General features: G+C 54.2%; 19 protein-coding genes. 6 read left to right on the forward strand and 13 right to left on the reverse strand.

Annotated elements, in window-relative coordinates; translation table 11 throughout:
- Window positions 1-122 precede the first annotated feature (122 nt).
- Entirely contained in the window at window positions 123-1784 is a 1662-nt protein-coding gene (locus RAC60_RS01960) for a methyl-accepting chemotaxis protein (protein ID WP_375092491.1), read from the reverse strand.
- Between the two features lie 722 nt (window positions 1785-2506).
- Here RAC60_RS01960 and RAC60_RS01965 point away from each other — a divergent pair.
- Together RAC60_RS01965 and RAC60_RS01970 are read left to right on the forward strand one after the other, a co-directional pair.
- A complete protein-coding gene (locus RAC60_RS01965) occupies window positions 2507-3724 on the forward strand; it encodes a polysaccharide lyase family 1 protein (RefSeq protein ID WP_277282130.1) in 1218 nt (405 codons plus the stop codon).
- Between the two features lie 24 nt (window positions 3725-3748).
- Window positions 3749-5338, forward strand: coding sequence for a rhamnogalacturonan lyase B N-terminal domain-containing protein (locus RAC60_RS01970; protein ID WP_375092492.1), 1590 nt, complete (start codon window positions 3749-3751; stop codon window positions 5336-5338).
- 52 nt (window positions 5339-5390) lie between these two features.
- Here the strand turns inward: RAC60_RS01970 and RAC60_RS01975 are convergent, their stop codons facing one another.
- The gene (locus tag RAC60_RS01975; protein WP_375092493.1) at window positions 5391-6020 is read right to left on the reverse strand and encodes a glutathione S-transferase family protein; all 630 of its coding nucleotides are present in this window, start codon (window positions 6018-6020) and stop codon (window positions 5391-5393) included.
- A 434-nt stretch (window positions 6021-6454) separates the two neighbouring features.
- Window positions 6455-7351, reverse strand: coding sequence for an alpha/beta fold hydrolase (locus RAC60_RS01980; protein ID WP_054687749.1), 897 nt, complete (start codon window positions 7349-7351; stop codon window positions 6455-6457).
- An 826-nt stretch (window positions 7352-8177) separates the two neighbouring features.
- On the opposite strand from RAC60_RS01980, the gene RAC60_RS01985 reads away from it, so the two are divergent.
- Window positions 8178-9722 (forward strand): methyl-accepting chemotaxis protein, encoded by a 1545-nt coding sequence (locus RAC60_RS01985; RefSeq protein WP_375092494.1) that lies wholly within the window; start codon window positions 8178-8180, stop codon window positions 9720-9722.
- Complete coding sequence (locus RAC60_RS01990) at window positions 9715-10056, forward strand: hypothetical protein (RefSeq protein ID WP_235318765.1); 342 nt, start codon at window positions 9715-9717, stop codon at window positions 10054-10056. Before RAC60_RS01985 ends, RAC60_RS01990 begins: the two co-directional genes overlap by 8 nt.
- A gap of 275 nt (window positions 10057-10331) precedes the next feature.
- On the opposite strand, the gene RAC60_RS01995 is transcribed toward RAC60_RS01990, so the two are convergent.
- The gene (locus tag RAC60_RS01995) at window positions 10332-10571 is read right to left on the reverse strand and encodes an XRE family transcriptional regulator (protein WP_033741417.1); all 240 of its coding nucleotides are present in this window, start codon (window positions 10569-10571) and stop codon (window positions 10332-10334) included.
- Between the two features lie 266 nt (window positions 10572-10837).
- Window positions 10838-11473, reverse strand: coding sequence for a DUF2268 domain-containing protein (locus RAC60_RS02000; protein ID WP_262959056.1), 636 nt, complete (start codon window positions 11471-11473; stop codon window positions 10838-10840).
- A gap of 770 nt (window positions 11474-12243) precedes the next feature.
- On the opposite strand from RAC60_RS02000, the gene RAC60_RS02005 reads away from it, so the two are divergent.
- Window positions 12244-12807 (forward strand): DUF4142 domain-containing protein, encoded by a 564-nt coding sequence (locus tag RAC60_RS02005; protein WP_033741414.1) that lies wholly within the window; start codon window positions 12244-12246, stop codon window positions 12805-12807.
- A gap of 97 nt (window positions 12808-12904) precedes the next feature.
- On the opposite strand, the gene RAC60_RS02010 is transcribed toward RAC60_RS02005, so the two are convergent.
- From RAC60_RS02010 to RAC60_RS02045, 8 genes are all read right to left on the reverse strand, one after another.
- The gene (locus RAC60_RS02010) at window positions 12905-14962 is read right to left on the reverse strand and encodes a bifunctional diguanylate cyclase/phosphodiesterase (RefSeq protein WP_054633793.1); all 2058 of its coding nucleotides are present in this window, start codon (window positions 14960-14962) and stop codon (window positions 12905-12907) included.
- 223 nt (window positions 14963-15185) lie between these two features.
- Window positions 15186-16850 carry a methyl-accepting chemotaxis protein gene (locus RAC60_RS02015; RefSeq protein ID WP_058708164.1) on the reverse strand — a complete coding sequence of 555 codons (1665 nt, stop codon included), beginning with the start codon at window positions 16848-16850 and terminating at the stop codon, window positions 15186-15188.
- A 274-nt stretch (window positions 16851-17124) separates the two neighbouring features.
- A complete protein-coding gene (locus RAC60_RS02020) occupies window positions 17125-17259 on the reverse strand; it encodes a hypothetical protein (RefSeq protein ID WP_275044815.1) in 135 nt (44 codons plus the stop codon).
- A 696-nt stretch (window positions 17260-17955) separates the two neighbouring features.
- Window positions 17956-18150 carry a general stress protein gene (locus RAC60_RS02025; RefSeq protein WP_058702020.1) on the reverse strand — a complete coding sequence of 65 codons (195 nt, stop codon included), beginning with the start codon at window positions 18148-18150 and terminating at the stop codon, window positions 17956-17958.
- A gap of 369 nt (window positions 18151-18519) precedes the next feature.
- A complete protein-coding gene (locus tag RAC60_RS02030) occupies window positions 18520-18795 on the reverse strand; it encodes a hypothetical protein (protein WP_133745223.1) in 276 nt (91 codons plus the stop codon).
- A gap of 150 nt (window positions 18796-18945) precedes the next feature.
- Window positions 18946-19146, reverse strand: coding sequence for a hypothetical protein (locus RAC60_RS02035; protein ID WP_033741409.1), 201 nt, complete (start codon window positions 19144-19146; stop codon window positions 18946-18948).
- 24 nt (window positions 19147-19170) lie between these two features.
- Entirely contained in the window at window positions 19171-19491 is a 321-nt protein-coding gene (locus RAC60_RS02040; RefSeq protein ID WP_033741406.1) for a hypothetical protein, read from the reverse strand.
- Between the two features lie 227 nt (window positions 19492-19718).
- Window positions 19719-21263, reverse strand: coding sequence for a methyl-accepting chemotaxis protein (locus RAC60_RS02045; RefSeq protein WP_375092495.1), 1545 nt, complete (start codon window positions 21261-21263; stop codon window positions 19719-19721).
- A gap of 250 nt (window positions 21264-21513) precedes the next feature.
- On the opposite strand from RAC60_RS02045, the gene RAC60_RS02050 reads away from it, so the two are divergent.
- A complete protein-coding gene (locus RAC60_RS02050; RefSeq protein WP_033741402.1) occupies window positions 21514-22008 on the forward strand; it encodes a MarR family winged helix-turn-helix transcriptional regulator in 495 nt (164 codons plus the stop codon).
- Window positions 22009-22046: the final 38 nt, after the last annotated feature.

Raw genomic sequence — 22046 nt, forward strand, 5'->3', positions numbered from 1 at the left:
TGCTTCTGATAAAACGCACTAATAAGCAGATTCAGGCTTTTATGCTGAAAAAGTTTCCTGCATAAAAAAGTAAAAGGGCCGGTGTCAGCCCTTAATTAAATGAAACGCTGTTAACGTAAAGATCAGAAACTCTGCCAGTTGTTTTCATCTGCTGCTGCAACGGCAGGACCTGAACGAAAAGACGATGGCGCGTGTGAAGAAGGTACCTCCTTGCTGCGGACCACCGTAGGGACGTGTGAAACCGGTTTAAGGGTAAAGTTATTGACCAACTGATTCAGTGATGTGGCCTGCTCCATCAGCGAATTTGAGGCGGCCGAGGCTTCTTCAACCAGCGCGGCGTTCTGCTGAGTGACATCATCCATCTGGTTAACGGCCTGATGCACCTGGCTGATCCCCTGTGACTGCTCACTGGCGGCCACAGAGATTTCATCCACAAGATCGGTAACCTGCCTGACGGCATCATTCATGCGTGACATATTACTGCCAACGCCCTCAGCCTGTTCGGAGCCTGCCTGGACAAAACTTATAGACGATTCGATCAGCTCTTTAATTTCACGGGCTGAAGAGGATGACCGCTGTGCAAGATTACGCACTTCACCTGCCACCACGGCAAATCCACGCCCCTGCTCCCCTGCCCGAGCCGCTTCGACAGCGGCGTTGAGGGCAAGAATATTGGTCTGGAAGGCAATACCTTCAATCAGCGCAATGATGTCAGTAATTTTTGCGGAACTGTCTTTGATATCGCCCATCGTTGACAGCAGTGTACGGACACGACCTGCGCTGTCTTCTGAAATGTCCTGTGCATTTTTGGCCAGCTGGCTGGCAAGCCGTGTGTTTTCTGCGGTCTGACGAACGGTTTCACTGAGTTCAGACATGCTTGCTGCTGTCTGCTCAAGCGACGCGGCCTGCTCCTCCGTGCGCGAAGACAGATCTTCGTTGCCGGCCGAAATCTGCGCCGATGCTGAACTGACAGACTGAGCCGACGCTTCAACCTTAGAAAGTGAGTCTGACACATTCTCAATCAGATGGTTAAAGGCGCTGGCGGTCAGGCCAATTTCATCCCGGCGACTCACATCTGCACGCAGCGTCAGGTCAAGGCGTTCACTGGCGGTTTCCATTACATGACGCATGCCGTTCAGCTGACGTTTGATGCCCAAAATGGTTCTGAGGGCGAAGAATGCAAGAATGATAATAGCCATGGCAGAACCGCCGATGAGGCTCCACACTGTTACGTTATAAGTGTGATCATTTTCTTTGCGCAGCGCATTACCAATGTCTACGTTGAGTTTCAGCTGTTTCTGAAAACCGGCATTAAGCTGACGCGCAGCGGCACCAATGCCGTCGTTACCCTGAAGGGAGCCGAGTGAAGCCGCATCATTTTGTGCACGAGAGGCGGCCAGAAAAGCCGGTAAAGTGTCCTCAACTTTTTTGATAGCGGCAAACGAACTTTCCGTTAACTGACGGTCCTCATCGCTTGAAATATCATTCTTCAGATAATACTGGTTGAGCGACTTAATCTGGCTAATCGCCCCCTCGATTTCCTTTTCCAGCACAGCCTGACGGCGCGGATCTGTCGCACTCTGGTGGCGGTAAAGTGAGATGACAAGCGCATTACTGCTGTCGACCATTTTCCCGATGTCCAGAATGGACGGAACCGTATTTTCCTGAACATAGTTAAAGCGGGACTGAAAGCCGCCCGCCACCAGCACTGCAACGATAACCATTGTCACCAGGGCAGCAGAAAGGAGTGAAAAGGTAAAGAGTAAACGCTGTGTAATGGTCATGTTATTTCCTGCCATAAAGGGATTCTGATGACTGATGAATATCAGTACTAACTCAAACATTCAGACGATTTATCGGCGGGAGAAAAATATCATTTAATAAAAATGATCAGAGAATGACCTATTACTGTGACAGGTGATGAAAACAAAGTTGGGCCGGGGACATAAACAGCACGTTCAACATGGTTCAGATTCGGTGAGTAAAAGCCTGAGGCAGACATGACAAATGGCACTTTTCACACTACGCGAAGTATAAATTATATGACGCATATGTCTTTATGTTCGCTCCAGTTGTTGCGACAGGTTTAACCTTACATCGGCAGGATGGCGTCCTTATTTACAGTAGAAACTGTTGTATTTGCATCCACTTCTGGCAGGCAGCGGAACAGCGCGGTAACGGCGCAGTTTTCGGCTGACGCGATCAGCCCTGAGCGCGAGGTCTGATGCGCAGGGACATGTTTACGTTGCCTGTATGCCCATGATCGTCCTGTGACGCACCTGCGGGTCACGGCTGTACGTTCATTTCGACTTTCCTGTACGATGCGAGTGGCCTGGTGGGTTCGACAGGCTCTTCCCCCGCTCGATATCGATGCGGGCCCGGTATGTCAGCGCAACACGGCGTCGTTGAGAGGACAGGAATGAAAAACCCCCACTGTCGCTTCAGGTTTTCAGTTCACACGCTCTGTAGACAGGCTGTTCTCCGCCCTTTTTACGGATTGTTCACGATGTTCCTCCTTGCGGTTCTTTGCCTGACGTCCGCGTTATCGCGCGCTGCCGATCTGCCGGACGGCTTTGCCAAAGGCGTGACGGGCGGTAGCGGTGGCGCGGTTGTTCATCCCATCCGCACTGATGATCTGGTGAAGGCGTTGTGCGCCACCTATGACCGACACGGAAACTGTACGGATGATCGTCCCCGGATCATCGCTCTGGATCATACCGTCGATTTTCGTGGAACGGTCATGGTCAACGGCAAAGCCACGACCACGGAAAGGGGTTGCATGGCAAATGCCTGCCCAGGAGGCGGTGGCCAATGGGCGCGCAACGGTGCCAACCAGTTTTGTCAGGGCAAAGCGCCGGTTTGGGTGACCTATGATAATGCCGGTTTAGACCGTCTTAAGGTGGGATCAAATAAGACGCTGATTGGTGTAGGGGCACATGCGGGGATTCAGGGCATCGGGCTTTACGTCGGTGGCGGCGTTCACAACGTGATTATCCGCAATCTGACACTGTCAGATATCAATCCGCAGCTGGTCTGGGGAGGGGATGCCCTTACCATTGATAATGCGGAGGGTGTGTGGATTGATCACAATACTTTCGCCCGCATTGGCCGACAGATGATTGTCACGGGCTGGGGCTCCGCGTCCCATGTCACGCTTTCCGATAACGAATTTGACGGCAGAACACCCTATTCCGCAACCTGCGACGGTCACCATTACTGGGTCTGGCTGTTTCTGGGACACCATGACACATTAACGGTCGCGCGCAATTATGTTCATGATACCTCCGGGCGTGCCCCGCATGCCGGTGGGATGGGCAATGCCAGTGTCCTGGCGCAGCTGGTTAACAATGTCTTTGTCAATCTGACGTATCAGGGCGCGATAATGTCCAGAACACCCTCTTCGCGTCTGCTGGTGGAAGGTAACGCCTTTGAGAATGTGGCTCATCCGCTGTTTAACGACATCAGGCAGCCCGGTAATGCCTTCGCGCTTTTTGATACGAACGCCGCCGCTGGGGAAAACGCCTGTCTGAAAAATCTGGGCAGGCACTGTGTCAGTAATCTGCAAACCCAGAGCGGCACCGACTATCGCCCACAAGATATCTCGGTCCTGGAGGCTTTCAGATACGATCGCGCCTGGCTCGTCTCGCCTGTTTCCGCAGAGGTGGCCAGCGTCCAGGTGCCCCGTGAAGCTGGCGTGGGCCATATTCACAGTCCGGTGCGGTAAGTTTTTAATGTGAGGGTTTCCCCGATGGCACGTTTATTGTTGCGCATTTTTGTCTTCTGTCTGTTCAGCAGGCTGGGCGTTGCCAGTGCCTTCGGCGTGACACACTCCGGCAACACTCTGGTGGTGGATACCGGTGCCGATCTGGTGTTTAGCATCGATGACCGCAACGGTGATCTTACATCAATGCGGTTTCATGGCAGTGAGCTGGCATCACCAGAGCACAAGGCCTCACAAGTCGCCTCCGGACTGGGGCACGCGCAGGTTGCAGTGAAAACGGCAGGCGATGTCATTGTCATCAGTGCGCAGGCGGGGGAACTTATCCACTACTACCTCGCCAAAAAAGGCCGTAACGCCCTGTATATGGCGACCTACGCGCCCGCGCTTCTGCCGGTCGGGGAACTGCGTTTCGTGACGCGTCTGGATGTCAAAAAATTCCCAAAGGCCGACTGGGGCAACGATTCAAACGTCGGAAAAGCGATTGAAGGCAACGACGTCTTTTTGTTGCCTGACGGACGGACCAGTTCCAAGTTTTACTCCGCCCGTCCCATGATTGATGACGATCTGCACGGCGTCCACGGCCCGGGCGTAGCGGTCTTTATGCTGACGGGCAATCATGAGCTCAGTTCGGGTGGCCCGTTCTTTAAAGACATCGCAACGCAAAAAACGCAGATGACACACGAGCTGTACAACTATATGTATTCCAGTCATACCCAGACAGAACCGTTTCGACCGGGGTTGCATGGTATCTATGGGCTGTTGTTTACGACCGGAGAGAAGCCCTCCGCCACGTTAATCGATGTGGGATTTATTCATGCGTCACTGGGGCTGAAAGGGTTTGTCGATCAGACTAAACGCGGCACGCTGTCAGGTATGGTGACAGGAATGAGCGATCGTCCTGCCGCCGTTGTCGGCCTGCGAAACGCCAGCGCCGAATACTGGACGCGCGTGGACAGTCAGGGGCGTTTTACACTGACGGGCGTGCGTCAGGGGCACTATCAGATAACGCTGTACGATAAGGAACGGGAAGTCGCGCAACGTACAGCAGAAATCCAGGCCGGCAGACAAACTCAGATTGCATTAGCCGCACAGACCTTACCGGGTCAGGTTATTTGGCAGACGGGTTCACCGGATGGGACTCCGTCGGGGTTTCGTAACGCCCGTTTGCTGATGTCCGCTCACCCGTCCGATCGGCGTATGTCGCCCTGGACAGCCGCTGATTACCTTGTGGGAACCGCATCAGAAAGCGACTTTCCTGCCGCGCAGTGGCGGGATATTAACTCGCCAACCCGCATCCGTTTCATGCTGTCCCGTCACGATGTGCATGATTTAACTTTACGGATTTTTATTACTCTGGCGCAGTCTGGAGGACGCCCTCAGGTCAGCGTCAATCAACGCTGGACCGCGCCGATTCCGCCGGCTTCTGGCCAGCCTGCGAGTCGGGGGATCACCCGCGGCACTTTCCGGGGCAATAATGCGCTTTTTACTTTTGTCCTGCCGGCTTCCGCCCTGCAGGCAGGAATTAACACACTGGATATTAATGTGGCCTCGGGGCAAAAAGGCACAGGATTTCTGAGCCCAGGCTTCGTCTATGACAGTATTCAGTTAGTACGATGAGCGGCGCGTTATCAGACCTGAAAAGGCGGAGAAAACGCTGTCTCCATCGCGGTCAGGTTCCCCAGTGACGGCGCACAACAGCCTTGATGACAGGATGTGTTTCTGCCTCTTCCAGCGAAGCACAGAAAGCGGGTCTGGTGCGGCTGAGATGCGCACGCGTATTGCTCCAGCGGCTCACGACACAGGCCAGCATTTCAAGCGCGCCGGGGTTAGCAGGCTGCCATGCGCGCGTGTCAAAAAAGAGATCGCTGAACATGTCCCACTGGTCATAGAGTTTTTTGACCGCCCCCTCGGCCAGCTGCTTACGCTGATCCGGCGAGCCCATATCCAGCCATCTTTCCGGGTAATCAATGATGCCGATGGCGGCATAACAGTTTGCACTTATATACACCAGCCCCCGTAATTGCTGAGCACGAACGTTGGCGTCAGTTGAAAGGATGCCGGCATCAGGACAGGCCATACCAAGATAAATCATGATGGCTGCACTTTCAGTCAGCACGGCCCCGTCAGGCAGGATGAGCGTGGGGATCTGGACCAGCGGATTCAACCGCTTTAAGGTTTCAAACCCACTGTCTTTGTGCCATGAACTCGCCTCAACCGTTGTGTATTCCGCCCCGGCCAAACTGAGCGCCATCTCAATCGCGGCGGCGCCCGAACGTGCGCTTCCATAGAGTGTGTACATATAAGATACCCTGTATGCGTTAATCCCGCGCCCTGAGGCGAGCCTGCATACATATTACCAGCAGTGATGACGTTCATCAGGGTGGCACCAGAAGCAGCATAACTCCCTGCTACAGATGAGAATAAAGGCGGTATTGAGTAATCGCGTAATAAGCATCGGACAAAATCAGGCACGTTATCGACGCGAAAAGAATTACATCATGTCTTAAACAGGTTTCTTTTTGAAATAACAGCGCGTGTTTTGATGTTGCTCAGCGTCTTCATATACGCCATTGATGACGAAACACGGTCATATTTATCACTCTTCTCGTGGCGTTACTTAATAAAAAGAAAGTGACAGCGAATTCCCCGCTCCTCGTTACAGACAGGATCAGGGACTTCCGTAACAGAATTCCCCTTCTGCTTGCGCCAGGACGTTGTATGCAGGAGTCAGCATTAATGGGCATAATGTCCAAAAAACTGAATCAGTGCCCTGGCCGTCGCTTCAGGTTGCTCCTCCGGCTGAAAATGGCCGCAATCCGCCAGCCGCTGGCTGTGAATATCGTCCCCATACGCTTTCAGGGTGGCGGCCATATCCGCAATAGAGCCCTGATCGGCTGACAGCCCCAGTACCGGCATCGTCAGGCGTGTTTGCTGTGCAAGCGCAGCATTCTGTGCCGCTGACTGTGACAGGGCGCGGTAAAACGCCAGTCCTGCGCGCAATCCACCAGGGGCTTTGAGCAAGCGTTCATATTCGTTAATTTCCGTCTCGCCGTAACAGCGGTGGTCGGCCGCTTTCTCCCGAAAGAACCATTCCAGATAAATGCGCTCACGCCCCGTCAGTAAGGCTTCGGGAAGATCCGCGACGGCATTGAAGGCGAAGTGCCAGGTCTTCCAGGATTGACGGGAATCAGTAGGCAACGTATCCGGCAGCGATATGCCGGGAATACCGGCGTCCATCAGGGTCAGCGCCCGGATCTCCTCGCCGTAAAGCATCGCATAAGTAAAGGCGACCCAGGCACCGACGTCGTGTCCAGCCAGAAAATACCGGCCTAATGCTAACGATGCGACGAAGGCGTGCAGTCGGCTGGCAACCGTTTGAGTATCGTAGCCCGCAAGCGGTTTATCGGTATCGCCCTGGCCGGGTAAATCGACGGCCACAATGCGAAAGTGCGCCATCAGACCGGGCATAACCTTTCGCCAGGCAAACCAGCTTTCAGGGAAACCGGCCAGCAACACCAGCGGAAAGCCATCTGGTCGGCCACCGGTGACATAATGAAAACGCAACCCTTCCACACGTGCAAAGCAGTGACGAAAACCGTCGGGCGCATCAGGGATCACAGAAGCAGACATAACCTGTTCCTCTTGTCATACGATCACTCGTCGGCAACCGACAGGTGCGTGAATGAAAACAAACCCGACGGACGGACTTGTGCCATTTTCTGGTGAACCAACCCGACCGGCAGTCGCCCGCACAATCGTGATAACCGCCCCGTTTTCGCACACAGCTTCCTGAGCGGCCTGTTCATTTCGTGTGACCTGAACACGTTCATTAACCCGGTCAGCAACGGACTCAACGTCGGGAAACGGCTCGGCAGTACGCTGTCAGGTCCGCAGAGTACGGGATCGAAGCCGGCTTCCAGTCGGAAGAACACCTCGTCGCGAGCGTTGGATGTACGCCAGTATTTTCAGCGTCCGGCCGATAGATCGGTATCGTGCGTAAGAATCGATGCTTTACCTACTCCTCGCATTCCCTGGTGAAGCGCCAGAAAGCTCTCTGCCGCAGCGGTTTCATTCGCCGTTGCCGCCACAGAGCCGTCCTGTTCGCCCGCTTCTGTCAGGGTCTGACAGTTTGGAAATGATCATTTCCTATATAAATCTGCAGCGGTTATCATGTCAAGCTCAATGCTTCACTTCATAACACGCTAGCTGAGATACCTGGCGACAACGCGAGGCGGGCTGAATACGAGCCGTAACAGGGATGTCAGGATGGCGCATTCCGCCGTTCCAAGGCCATCCCGTTATTCTGCCCCCTTATCTGAGGTCTGTTTAGGAACGGTATAACCAGGAAACATACGAAATTGTCAAGGCGAATTATAATTTAATCGCTTTGACAGGCATCATTAAATGTTGCCGGGGAAAGATACACAGCAAAATTCACTTTTATAACGAGAACAAAATGAAAATTTCAACCCGTCTGACTGCAGGTTTCGGTCTGCTTATCCTTCTGTTTATTATCTGCACAGGCACGGCGCTCAATGCCCTTCATAAAGCCCGGGCAAGCATGGATATCGTCGTGAATATCAAGATGAAAAAATATCAGCTTGCGCAGGATATGCTGGGGGAATTAAGGGAGATGGCTATTGATGTCAGAACGCTTGGCCTGCTTAGCGATCCGGTTGCTATGAAACCCGTCGCTGCGCAGATGGAAAAAAATAAAGCTGACTTCATTGCCAATCGTCAGGCGCTGGGCGATCTGTTGCAGATCGACTCGCTTCCGCCGGGTCGCGCGGCCTTTAAACGACTGACCGACACCGAGAGCAAGTTCTTCAGCATCTTCGCCAAAGCCAGTCAGCTTGGGCTGGCCAACCGTGATAAAGAATTTTTCGAGTGCCTGACAAAAGAGGTACAACCTGTCCAGGATAAGATGCTGAAAGATCTGCTGGTCGTCACTAACATTCAGCAGAAAACCAGTCTGGCCGAGGTGCAGCAAAACAGCGCGGCTACCGCCCGTGATACCCTTTTTCTTTTGCTGCTCGCCGGGGCTTCGGTGCTGGTGGGCGTGGGTGCCTGCGTCGTGGTGATCCGCATCCTCATGCGTCAACTGGGCGGTGAGCCCGCACAGGCCCAGGCACTGGCTGCGACCATTGCGGCTGGCGATCTGACCTCGCCTGTCGTGCTTCGTCGTAATGATACCACCAGCCTGCTGGCCTCGCTCGACAGTATGCAGGCGAACCTGCGCGGGCTGGTCTCGCAGATCAAGGATGCCTCGGCTTCCGTTTCTCTGGCGGCTGATGAGATTGACCAGGGTAATACCGAACTCTCATCCCGCACCGAGCAACAGGCAGCCGCCCTGCAGGAAACCGCCGCCAGCATGGAGCAACTCACCGCAACGGTGAAGAGCAACTCGGCGGGTGCGCAGCAGACAGCCGACGCGGCACGGGGGACGGCGCAACTGGCGCGCGAGGGGGAATCTGATATGCAACGCATGACACATACCATGCATGACATTTCGGTCAGCGCCACCAAAGTGCGTGATATTACCTCGGTGATCGAGAGCATCGCCTTTCAAACTAATATCCTGGCCCTCAATGCCGCAGTAGAAGCGGCTCGCGCGGGTGAGGAAGGGCGCGGTTTCGCGGTAGTTGCAGGCGAAGTACGCACGCTGGCACAGCGCAGCGCCACGGCCGCGCGGGATATTAAAATCCTGATTGAACAGGCCGTAACACAGGTAGAAAGCGGCGTGAACGTAGCCTCTTCCACCGGACAAAGCATTTTGAAAATTGTGGGAATGGTCGGCGAACTCGCGGAGGCGATGGATAACATCTCTCTGGCCTCTTCAGAGCAGATGCAGGGTATTTCGCAGATCAGCGTGGCGGTGAGCCAGATGGACGGTGTGACGCAGAGCAACGCCGCGCTGGTTGAAGAGTCTTCTACGGCCTCGCGTTCGCTTTCTGAACAGGCGCATGCCCTGCGCGGCATGGTGGAGGCGTTCCGTGTCTGAGCCCCATCCGCAGCCTGATGCGCCAGAGAACGATCCGCTTAACATCGCGAAGATAAGTGCGCTGAAGGCCGATATTGATGTCATTTTTATTCAGCTCAGGCACGGTGGCTACGCCAGTATGGACACCTTTGCCAATAACTGGGCGCATCTGATACGTCGGGTTCAGGACATAAAGCCCCTGCTGAGTCGGCCCGGCGTCACCGAAACGTTGCTGCGCACGGATGTGCGGCTGACGGCAGATCTGATGGCGATCAGTTATGCCGTAGAAATCATTGAAAATTTCATGGCCTGCGCCGCACAGCAGGCGAAAGACGGGAAAGACCGACAGGGATAAACGATGGCGCGGACGCTCAGGGGGGCCGCGCGATTGCCTTCAGCCTGCATGCAACAGAGCATGGCCCGCCGCGTTTTTCAGGCGGGATTTTTTTTACCTGAATCAGGTGCTGATTTCGGCTGTGAATCCCCTTTTCAACGGCACTTTCGTGTTGGTCGGGCGAAGAGCCTGTCAACTGAATATTCCTTCACGCCTTATGCTGACCCTACTCCGCCAGGCAGGCATTGTGATGCAGACGAGCCAGCCAGGCTTTTGGGGCTACGCAGCCCTGTTATTTAAGTTTCCCGACTGAGTTTATTAAGCTCAGACATCGCCTGACGAACCAGCCAGAAGCCAGGGGAATAAAACGCCCGACCGAGTTTTTCAGCCACGGCTGGCGTAACGGTCAGCGTGCCGCGCAGGAGGAACCGGGCCTCATGCATCTGCAGCCCGGAACGGCGGCAGAGCTGCTCTACGCTCATATTGTATTCGGCTAACAAAGACGCCAGAAAGCGTCCGACTGAATGCTCGTCCATAAAGCCTCACTTCTTCCATGGTTTCCCCCGAGCATAAAACACTCATCAGCCCTGTTCAATACGCATGCAATATCTTATTGGGATAAGCGAAACGCTAAACGAGGGCGCGTAAACGGGCAGATTCCCCTGCTCCGTAGGCTTCACACCGCCTGATAAAAAGCGGCAGGATTTAGCCGGATAAAGGCGTTTGCTTTATAAAGACGGGCTCATTGTGGCCCCGCCCCCTCAGCGGCAGAACACAGACCAATACATATGTCGGCGTTATGCTAAATAAAGACGCTGAACGCATCGGCTTCTGTATAGGCCAGCTGCGAAGCCCGACGTTCCGGCCTGGCAGCAAGATAGCTGGCCACCAGATTAAAACCCAGGGTATAGCCCAGCCAGCGCGGCATATCGCCGGCGCCATAAAACCACTTGCTGTGATCGTAATCGGTGCACAGCCAGTCCTGATGCAGTTGTGGCAGATAAGCGTGAATCAGTTCGGCGTTGATGCATTCCCACAGTTCAGGTTCTCCGCCAAAAAGCTCAAGCACGAAATGCCCGGCCAGCCCTTCAGAAACACACGCTTCGCCCAAGGTGGTGCCATAGCCGGGACCTGCCCACCGCGCGGCATGATGAAGTTCATGCGCGAACATCCGTTCAAGCGATTGTGCCGCATTTTGGCAGAATGCAGGATTGTCAGGATCAACCGTCACATACACGATCCCGGGTTCGGGGCAAAATCCGCTATGCCCTTTTTCCGGAACAACTCTGTTTCCCGTTTTAACCACCACATCCAGCGCCGGGAGAGACATAAGGCTATCCGCACGTCTGTGCGTCGCCGTCAGGCAGTCCTTAATCCAGTCACTGTGTGCGGTGAGTGTCTTTTGCGCATCCAGAAAGTGCAGCATCATATAAGACATCGTCTTACCCCCCCAGCCCGTCAGGAAATGACACTATTCTGTCAGATCTTATTGTGCTGAAAAAACTGTCGCCCCGCGCCTGCATCGCGCACAGTGTGGGTTTTCATTTGTGTGCCTGCCGCTGGCTTAATGGGCCCCGCTCACACCGGGTTTACGGTCACAACCAGAGGCGGGATTTGATTCTATTCTCCCCATGCGGGAACGTGTTTTTGAAGTTGATAAGCTGCCGACCGGCTTTACATGCATCCTGAGTCTGGAGGACAGCAGCCAGTGCCCTTCCCGTAGAAAGGTGCTGACTTTATCGCCTCTTTCCTTTACGGGGTCAACGCGAAAACAGGCTGACTCCTGGAGGTTTTATCGTTTCCCGTTAAGAACGGGCAGCACACAATCAGCATCACGTCCCGCTTACCGCGCTGCCGCGTTTAACGCTTTATAGCAAAAATGCAGCCGGCGAGAAAACATCACCGGGGCGTTTCCCAGCTAAAAAAAACTTTAATTAAATTTATATTAACCACTTCGCCTTCCAGGTCGCCAGTATGTCACCATGCTGTACAAAGGGGGCTTAATCCAACGTCTCGCTTGGCTTAAACACACAACAAAAAGAAAAAAGATATCAGCTCCGCTTCTCTGTAACCGCCTAAAACATAAAAAAAATTGCTGGATAAATCCGAAACTCCACTATACTGACCAGTGCACTTGTTATCTCCCTACATGGCTGTACACAGAAAATTCCCTGTCGTCAGCCTCCCTGTAAGCTTCAGGAGAACGAAATGAAAAAGAGTAAGATGTTAACTGGCCTGCTGGCCGTTTCAGCTGCCGTCGCGATGTTCAGCAGCGTGAGCGTGCAGGCGCAGACGCCAACGAGCGCGGCGCAGAGCACCACAGCTGGACAAACAGGGACAAAGCTTAGTTCCGGTGACGAAAAAGCAATCAAAGACATGGCGCAGGCAAATATCAATGAAATCGCTGCCGCTAAAATCGCGCTGAGTAAGGCTGAAAGCAGCGAAACCAAAGCCTTCGCGCAGAAGATGATCGATGATCACACCAGTGCCTTGACCAAAGTGCAGACCGTCGCTCAGCAAAAAGGGGTTACGCTGCCGACCGCGCCTGATGCTAAACATAAAGCCATGGCCACTAAACTGGAAAAACAGAGCGGCAAGGCTTTTGACAAGATGTATATGGAAAATGCCGGCGTCAAAGACCACAAGATGGTGTTGTCGACGCTGGAAAGTGACGCGAAAAAGATAAAAGATCCCGATGTGAAGGCGCTGGCAGACGCCCATACTCCGGTTGTTGAGCAGCACCTGAAGTCCGCCCAGGACGCGTCAATGTAAGGCTCTGTGCCAGCCATCAACTAAACAGGTTGTCCGGTGAACTTTTGTCATGCCGCCCGGGCAACCTCTTATTCAGCTTTTCAGGACGGTAACGCGTTTACGTCTGAATCCAGTACGGTCCCGGCCTGCCAAAAAGATACCCTTGCATTAAAGGACATTCATATGTCCTGAGCCAGGCCGCCTGAGCCAACGTTTCCACACCCTCTGCAGTCACTTCCACGTTCAGTTGACGGCACAGTGAAAGAACAGCACTGACGATGGCTGCCGCCCCGGCATCCTGGTGCAGATCGCTGATGAATGACCTGTCTATCTTTATTCTGCTGAAAAGCCCGGAACTGAGGTGGCTCAGTGAAGAAAACCCCGTGCCAAAATCATCCAGAACGACATTAATGCCTGTCTCCCGAAACTTCCGTATCACTTCGTAACTGAAATCCGGGTTGTCGAACAAGGCCGATTCGGTAATTTCCAGTTCGAGCCTGTTGGGATGTAGCCCACTATGGATGAGAACGTTTTTCACCCTGTCAGACAGTTGCGGGTCCCTGAACTGTCGGGGGGAAATGTTTACGGCTATCCGCTCCTGTCCTGACCAGCCCGCCATATCCGTACAGGCGCGCGCAAGCGCGAAGGCACCGATATCATGGATAAGTCCGGTTTTTTCAGCAAGAGGAATGAAAATATCTGGCGGCACACTTCCTCTCACAGGATGATGCCAGCGCAGCAGGGCTTCATAAGCCACAATCTCTTCACTGACGCTGCAGACAACAGGCTGATAAAAAAGCTGTAGCTCACCGTTTTCCAGTGCCCCACGCAGGTCGTTTTCCAGGCTGAAGCGCTCTGCTGCAGAGCGGGCAAGCTCATCGGTAAAGATGACCCAGCCGTTACGTCCGGCTGACTTGGCCGCATACAGGGCAATATCCGCCGCCGATAACATACTTTCAGCATCCCGCGCATAGCCGGGAAAGAGGCAGACGCCGAAGCTGCAACCCGACGTGACTTTCCGGCCCTTCAGCATGAACGGCTCCTGCAATACGGCCGTAAGACGTGATGCCGTTTCGCTGGCTTCAGAGGCTGAGCTGATGCCTGGCAGGACGGCAACAAACTCGTCGCCGCCTGTACGGGCCAGTATATCTTCAGGGCGCAGGACGGATTGCAGCCGCGCGGAAACCTCAATAAGCAGTGCATCTCCGGTAGGATGTCCCAGCACGTCATTGATACTTTTGAAACGATCGATGTCGGACACCATGACGGCAAAGGGGCTGTCACCGCTAAGAAGCGTCTCCAGTTCGGGCATCAGGCCCCGCCGGTTGAGGAGCCCTGTCAGTGGGTCATGAAGGGCGAGGTGATTCGCCCTTGCCGCAGCCTGAAACTCCGCGGTGACGTCCAGGATGGTATACAGAAGATAGTCTTCTCCCCCGCCCGAATTAAGCCTTTCAGCCGTGATGCGGAGTGAAAAGGCCGGCTCTGTCGCCGTCGACGAGACCGTTTCGCTGAAACCTTCATCGGGAAGAAGCGTAAAGGCTTGCCTGAACACACCCGCCAGATCGTCTGGCAGATCCGCGTGAAGCGAGGTTTGCGTGTTACCGCTCAGCACCAGTTCCTGCAAACAGGGCAAATTTCTGGCAGTCGGGTTGGCGCGTATAATGTCGCCGGATTTTGCGTCACACAGGATAAGCGCACAGGGCGTGTGACAGAAAACCGCGTCAAGCACCTTATTGGCGTCTGACAACTCCGTTTCTCTTTTCAGGATAACCTGTTGAGCGATGCGTAATGCCGCCCTTTCCTGATAATCATGCGTGACGTCGCGCACGATTTTAATAAATGCCGCATGTTCCTGATCGGAGGGATTAAGGAATTCAATTTCTACGGATGCACGAAATGCGCTGCCGTTTTTCCGCAGCCGCCAGCCTTCGCCTGTAAACTTGCCATGCTCGCGGGCCTCTCTCAGGTTTGCCTCAGGTATGTTCCTGGCCTGTTCATCTTCATCATAAAAAACCGAAATATGTTGCCCTCTGATATCACGGCTGTCCCAGCCCTTAATCTCGCGGCACCCCAGATTCCAGCTCATGACTTCTCCGGTTGAAGACAGCAGGTATATTGCGCAAAGAGACGTTCTGGCCACGGCGGCCCCCAGTTGGTCATTGGTTACGGATTTCATGCGGCTGTCCTTGAAAAGTTCACCGACCTGTTCGGAGATGATCCTGCTTTACAGATGAGTATCGGCGCCGGTGGCCTAAAACAGTGACACAATTTTGTAAAAATTTAGTCAGAGAAAAAAGAGCGACAGGTATTTCTACCTGTCACAAAATAATGCATGCAAGACGGTCGCAATGTTATCCGCTTCTGGCTCAAATCAGCCCCCTCAAATCCGGGGGATGGTTTCAGAATGTTGTCCAGTTTTCTTCCGCATCTTTCCCGGCTGGTCGGCTGGAGTGAGGCGTTGTCGTTGAGGCGGAAACCGTGACCGGCGCTTCAACCAGTGCGGTTTGAGCGACGGGCGATAACGGCTCTGACAGCGTAAAAACAGAGACGGACTGCAGCAATATATCGGCCTGTTCGCGCAGACTTGCTGCCGCTGAAGCGGACTCTTCCACCAGGGAAGCATTCTGCTGCGTCACATCATCAATTTCCGTCACGGCAATGCTGACCTGTTCAATTCCGCGAGCCTGTTCTGCGGTGGCGGCGGTGATTTCCTCCACCCTGTCAGTCAGTTGACCGACCGACGAAACCACGGCAGACATGGTGTCAGCAGAACGCGCCACCAGTGAAGTCCCTTCGCTGACGCGCTGTGCGTTGGCTTCGATGAGCTGACGAATCTCCCCTGCCGCTGTTGCACTGCGTTGCGCCAGCGAACGGACCTCACCAGCCACCACGGCAAAGCCACGCCCCTGCTCGCCTGCCCGCGCGGCTTCGACAGCGGCATTAAGCGCCAGAATATTGGTCTGGAAAGCAATGCTGTCAATCACTGACGTGATATCCGCAATGCGTCCTGAGCTCTCACCAATTCCCTTCATGGTACCGGTGATATCTGTGGTGATGTCATTACCCTGGCGGGCAACGTCACGCACCGTTACCGCCAGCATCGCGGCCTGGCTGGCATTGTCTGCGTTATTCCTGACCGTGACGCCCAGTTCACCCATTGTGGCGGCGGTCTGTTCCAGCGCGCTGGCCTGTTCTTCAGTGCGCTGTGACAGATCGGTGTTTCCCTGAGCTATCTGCAGGCTCGCGGCGGCAACACTCTCCGCGTTCACCCGGACAGCGCTGACGGTTTGTACCAGTGAATGCTGCATCCCACGAATCGCTATAAGGAGTTTTCCGGTTTCGTCACGTCCTTTGACCGGCACTTCTGCAGTCAGGTCGCCGTCAGCAATGCGCTCTGCGGCCTGCAGCGCGATGTTTACGGGCCTGACAATGCTGCGGGTAATAAACCAGGCCAGGGTTGCTGCCAGCACAATAGCCGCCACGCTGAGGGAGACAAGAACAACCTGAGCGCTGCGCTGCTCTGCCGCTGCTTTGGCACCGGCGGTCTTCATCTGCTGGCCCTGAAAGGTCGCAAGGTCTGTGATAGCCTTTGTGTATTCGTCCTGCGCCTCATAAGCGGGTCCGGTGAGCAGCCGCGTTACCTCATCCCGCTTACCTTCCATGCCCAGTTTTACCGCCTGTTCAGAGTAGGCAAGATACTGCGTACCGGCCCGTTTCATCACGGCGATGAGCTCACGGCTTCTGGGCGCATGAAGTATCTGATCGACTTTATTAAAAGCCGTTTCAAGCCGTGCGCGGGACTGCTCATAGTTTTGTTTCAGTCTTTCTTTTTGAGCCGGGTCATCGACCAGTGCGATACTGCGGACCATACGACTCATATCCGTAACGTAAAAGCGCAGGTTACTGGCAGCGGTCGCTTTATCAAAACGATCGCCAGCCAGTTTATCCACGGTGTCGCCCAGGGAGTCGATACGAATTAAACCGGCCAGCGCAATACCGATAAGAAGAAGCAGAATAAAGCCAAAAGCGGCACCCAGTCGAATGCCGATGCGTATGTTGTTCATTACCTTTCCTCGGTTAAAATATGAAAATAAAATTATTCAGAGCCAGGGTTCAGACCTGACGAGCCTAATCCCGCGCGCGTTTTACCGCTCTCTTTCAGCAAACAGCGATCAGGATGATTAAGCTGTTCGGGAACAAGCTGCGCGCAATTTATAATCAGGTGCCGTTTTAACACCCTGTTTAACGGGACTGGCCGCACAGAGAAATACGTGTTTGTGGCTTCCTCATGACGTAAGTACGTGAGGAACGGCATCGCAGGCAGTCCCTCCGCATTGATTAACGCAGTAGTGACAGCATGGTCTGCGCCAGCACAGAAGACAGGCGCACAATCGCCCTGCGCAGTGAAGACGGTGAAAGCGTGAGGTTAGTCTGGGTAACCCATGACAGCCTGGTTATGTGGCTAACGGTCATGTTAAATCCTTCTGGTAAAAGCGCGTTTATCCCGTTTTAAAGTTATCGTCACTGTAGTTACTTTCTTTAACTGTGACATACATCAATTATTTTAAAGCGTTATTACACACATCTTAATTCGCTCTTAATGTACGGCGATGGAGAGAAACACAGCCAGGCCGAGCGCGTAACGGTTCCGCTACGCGCAAAAAGCGGCCGTTCGCGCCAGCCTCCGTCAGGCGCAGAGTTCTGACCATGACATAAAGCCGAACCATTCGGACACTGACGGATAACAAAAGCGTGATGACCGGGGGCAGGATGGAATATCAATGCGGAAGTTTTTTGCCGTTTACGCTTGCAGGGAAGTGCCTGCAGGACCAGGCTGATTGAGGCTATCCCTCTAAGGAAAGATCTTGTTGCATGGAAGATGACTTAACCGCCTACGGGCGGTTTTTTTTATCCCGATAAAACAGAGAAGAATCAACATTATCAGGGATGATGAGCCGTTCAGGCGCTTTTCGCGTATCCTCACTGAAAATCATGAGCCCGCCCTGAAGAACAGGGCCAACAGCGTATAAAACTTGTTAACGAGACGGCCCGGCAGGCTTACCGGGCCACTGATTTACAGCCCTTTCGTCTTGTTAATCCAGTACTGCTAAGGTCCTCTTTAAAACAGGCGGGGAAAGCCGCAAGCCCGCAAGTCGCAAAGGCGGCCCCTCAACCAGTCCGGGAAGCGGTTTCCTGTGCGCTGCCCCGGCGGCTTGCCTTACCCCCTTTTCGTCCGGCCTCAACCGCTCTTTCCGGGTTATTTTTAAAATTACCGCTACTGGCGGCTCCGCCTTTCCTTCCGGCTTCCGCCGCGCGCTGGGGATTTTCCGCGAAATTTCCCGCGCCACCACGTCTGTTGCTCATATCTGTTACCTTTTGATTGTGTAAAATGTTTATGAGGATATAAGCATGGCTGTAATTTTGAATAAAAACAGGAATAAACATAGATTTACGTCGGAAGAATAAAGGGTTTTAGATTCACCGCTTCGCTTTCTACAGATTTTTTATCTATTTAAAACAGCGTTAACAAAATAAAATTTGTACACCATGATTGGGTCGTGTACAGTTTCCACACCCGGTCTTTTAAGAAGATTCTTACCACCATCCCGAACAGGTTTGCTGCTTGTCTTCTTCTTTACGAGACAGCGCTTGCAGGAGTCAGCCTGCGGGACCTGACGCAGCGTATGCTTATTAACGATGCTGGCTCCCGGGCGGACAAGGCATGTTCTGATTTTACAGTTTCGGGTGGCCGGGACTACACTCGAAAAACATACAAAAATGATGCTTTAGCGCAATACCGCTTGTCCGCCGCAACGGACTTTTACTGCCAGCAACAAGAAGGTTGATATGTTCAGGAGTGAAGAAGAAAAGGTAAACATTGTTATCGGCGAAGCCCTGCTGACGCTGCTTGAAGATGATGCAGACATAAGTTCTGAGGCGCTGCGCGTGCAGCTGAACAGGATGCTCGAAACGGAAACTGATGATGCCCGGCGTCAGCTTATCGATCACGCTTTGCGCCAGACCCGCAGACTTTTAAGCGGCGCAGCCAGTGAAGACAGCAATTTTTTCGGAGAAAGACATCTCCAGTTATGGGCGGGAAACGGCCACTAACTTCCTGACAGCATCGGCTGATACACGTGGCAGAGCGTGTCGCAGAGGTCAGTGAACTCTGCGTTTCATCATCAGCACGGCCTTCTCACAGCCTGCCCGCACCCGCCAGTCTCCGGTTTCCTGCCCCAGGCGGTGTAGCGCGCAGATAATCTCTTCTTTCTTTACACTGGCTTTTTCGCTAAGCAACTGCGAGATAACTTTACCCGCCAGTTCAAGCGCTTTTTCTTCGGTATCTTCTCTGGACCCCATGAAGCCTCCGTAAAGCAAACGTTCTTACAGTATAGCATCCTGACCGAAGCGGCCCGGCAGCGCCTGCTGGACCGCTTCCTGCAGGACGCAAAAAACGGCCCGGTTAACAGGATGATTTCCGTTTTCGATGGCCGTCCGGCCCCTTCCCGCCGGCAGCGTATTCATCACCGCAACCGAACCCAGTGGCAAGCAAAACGTCCCCATGGAGAAGGCGATCTGTCGCGCCTGAACAGGCTCTGAGGCGGGGTTCAGATGAAGCAGATAATAAGAAACGTTGAAGTCGTGATTGACGGGAAGCTGCCCAATCACGTTATGGCCTGTCATACAGCATAAAATATTGTTCACCCTCGCAGTCGCACATCCTGACCGCAGGCAGCCCCTCTGCCCGGCGCCGCTCGTTAACACAGCACTGGGATGGGCCGGGCTTAACGCCCGGCCCATATGACGCAGTTTGCTGGCGAAAGCGGAAGTGAATGGGTTATTCCCCACCTCCGCTGATTCTCCCTGACCTCCCACGCCGTCATTCAGAGGGATACATCTGAGCCGTTACGCGGCGTCTGATTTACCGGGTGTCATACCTTAAAGGTTTCTACCATCGTGCGCAGGGCATGCGCCTGCTCAGAAAGCGACTGTGAGGCGGAGGAGGATTCCTCCACCAGCGCCGCGTTGTTTTGCGTCACACCGTCCATCTGGCTGACGGCGATACTTACCTGCGAGATGCCCTGCATCTGTTCAGATGATGCCAGGGAAAGCTCGTCCATGGATTCAGCCAGTTCGCCGACCATGCCGACGATTTTCAGGATGCTTTGACCGGTTGAGGAGGCCACCGTGACGCCGCTCTCCACCTGCGTAACGGCCTGCTCGATCAGCGTTTTAATGTCTTTTGCGGCCGTGGCGCTGCGCTGTGCGAGCGTTCTGACTTCACCCGCCACCACGGCGAACCCGCGTCCGTCCTCGCCTGCCCGCGCCGCTTCGACAGCGGCGTTCAGGGCAAGGATGTTGGTCTGGAACGCGATGCTCTCAATGACGGAGGTGATGTCACGCACTTTGGTGGCGCTGACGGAAATGTCGTGCATCGTGTCTGACATACGCTTCACATCCGTTTCGCCGCTGCGGGCCAGCTGCGCGGTCTCACGGGCGGACTCGGCTGTCTGCCGGGCACCCGCCGAGTTACTTTTCACAGTGGCGGAAAGCTGCTCCATGCTGGCCGCGGTTTCCTGCAGCGCCGCGGCCTGTTGCTCGGTGCGGGATGACAGTTCCGTATTGCCTTGTGAAATCTCATCGGCGGCCAGCGCAACGGAGGCGGACGAATCCTTAATTTTTGACACCAGGCCACGCAGGTTCGCCTGCATCCCATCCAGTGAGGCCAGCAGGCTGGTTGTGTCATTGCGGCGCAGCACGACCGGTCCCGTCAGGTCTCCGGCGGCGATGGCGGCGGCGAGCGCCTGAGCCTGAGCTGGTTCGCCACCCAGCTGGCGCATCAGGCTGCGGCTGACAATCATGCAGCCCGCTACGGCAGTCAGCACTGACAGCAGGGTCAGCACGATCAGCATTGCTCTTGTGCGGGAAACGGTCTCGCTGGTCTCGCCAACCGTAAGAACGGTCTGCGCCTTCTGAATCTCTGTCAGTTGGTTGAGCAGTTTCAGAAGCTTTTGCTGAGCCGGTCGCGCAGTCTTCATCAGGTAGACAGTCGCGTCCTGCTGACGGTTTTCCAGCCCCATTTTGGCCGCGGTCATCAGGGTTTGCATGGCGTCATCTTCAGCTGCCAGTATTTCATCCAGCACGGTTTTACCCTGTGCACTGACGCTGTGTGTCATGCTTTCAACCAGTTGCTCCCGCTCGTGGATATATTTTTCCCGCTGTGTCGTCATACGGTCCCATTCGGGCCTGGATTCCTTCTCATCCGTCAGCAACGCCAGATTGCGTGCGGCGATGGCCATATCGCGGATATCACCACGCATATCCAGAACGATCGCAAACCGTTTCATTTTGTTGTTTATCGCGTCATTCATGCCGCGCTGTGCATCGGTCAGCGCATGTAACGCAGTGCCCGTACAGATAATTAAAAGCAGAACAAGTAAACCAAAGCCTGTAGCAAGACGCGTCGAAACCTTCATTATATTTTCCCGAATGTTATGTCACTGTCAGGTTCTATCGGCCGCAGACGCGTCAACTGCACAGACTTTACAAAATAAATTGAACACAACTTAATTGACGTCGATATGATTGCGGTCACGTTCAGTTTGGCCGCGGTTTAAAGCATCCATGACGTGTCCGTGATATCTTGTGTTTCCGGCTTCCTGACGTCTGTCGCATCACACGATTCACCGAACGCTTGCCGGCTTCCCCCTTATCTGGAGCCCCGGCATGAAAGAGATTAATGACGCCAGCGCGAGTAAAGACACCCAACCTCAGTGTCTGGAGGAGTTTCTCTGCTTTGCGCTTTACTCGGCCTCGCTGGCTATGACAAAGCTTTATCAGCCTCACCTGAAACCGCTGGGGCTGACCTATCCACAGTATCTGGCGTTGCTGGTCTTGTGGGAAAAGGATGGCATCACGGTCTCTGAGGTAGGTCAGCGCGTGCAACTGGACTCCGGCACGCTCAGCCATCTCCTCAAGCGACTTGAGCAGGCAGGCTTTATCAGTCGCCTGCGCGATACCGGTCATGATGAACGCAGAGTGATTATTCGCCTGACTGAAGCAGGCCGTGAACTTGAAAGGCGGGCCACAGGCGTACCTGCAGCGATGATTTGTGAAATGGGCATCCCGTTTGAAACCCTGGCCAGCCTGCGCGACGGGATAAGACAGGTTCAGGAAAAAATTATCCAGGCATTGCCGGAACAGCGGAACCCTGACGCCTGATGTTTTGTCATTATCTCAGACGGGATGACAGGCTGGGG

Source organism: Pantoea sp. BR_17 (genome assembly GCF_041955125.1).
In the GTDB taxonomy this organism is placed as follows: Bacteria; Pseudomonadota; Gammaproteobacteria; order Enterobacterales; family Enterobacteriaceae; genus Pantoea; species Pantoea stewartii.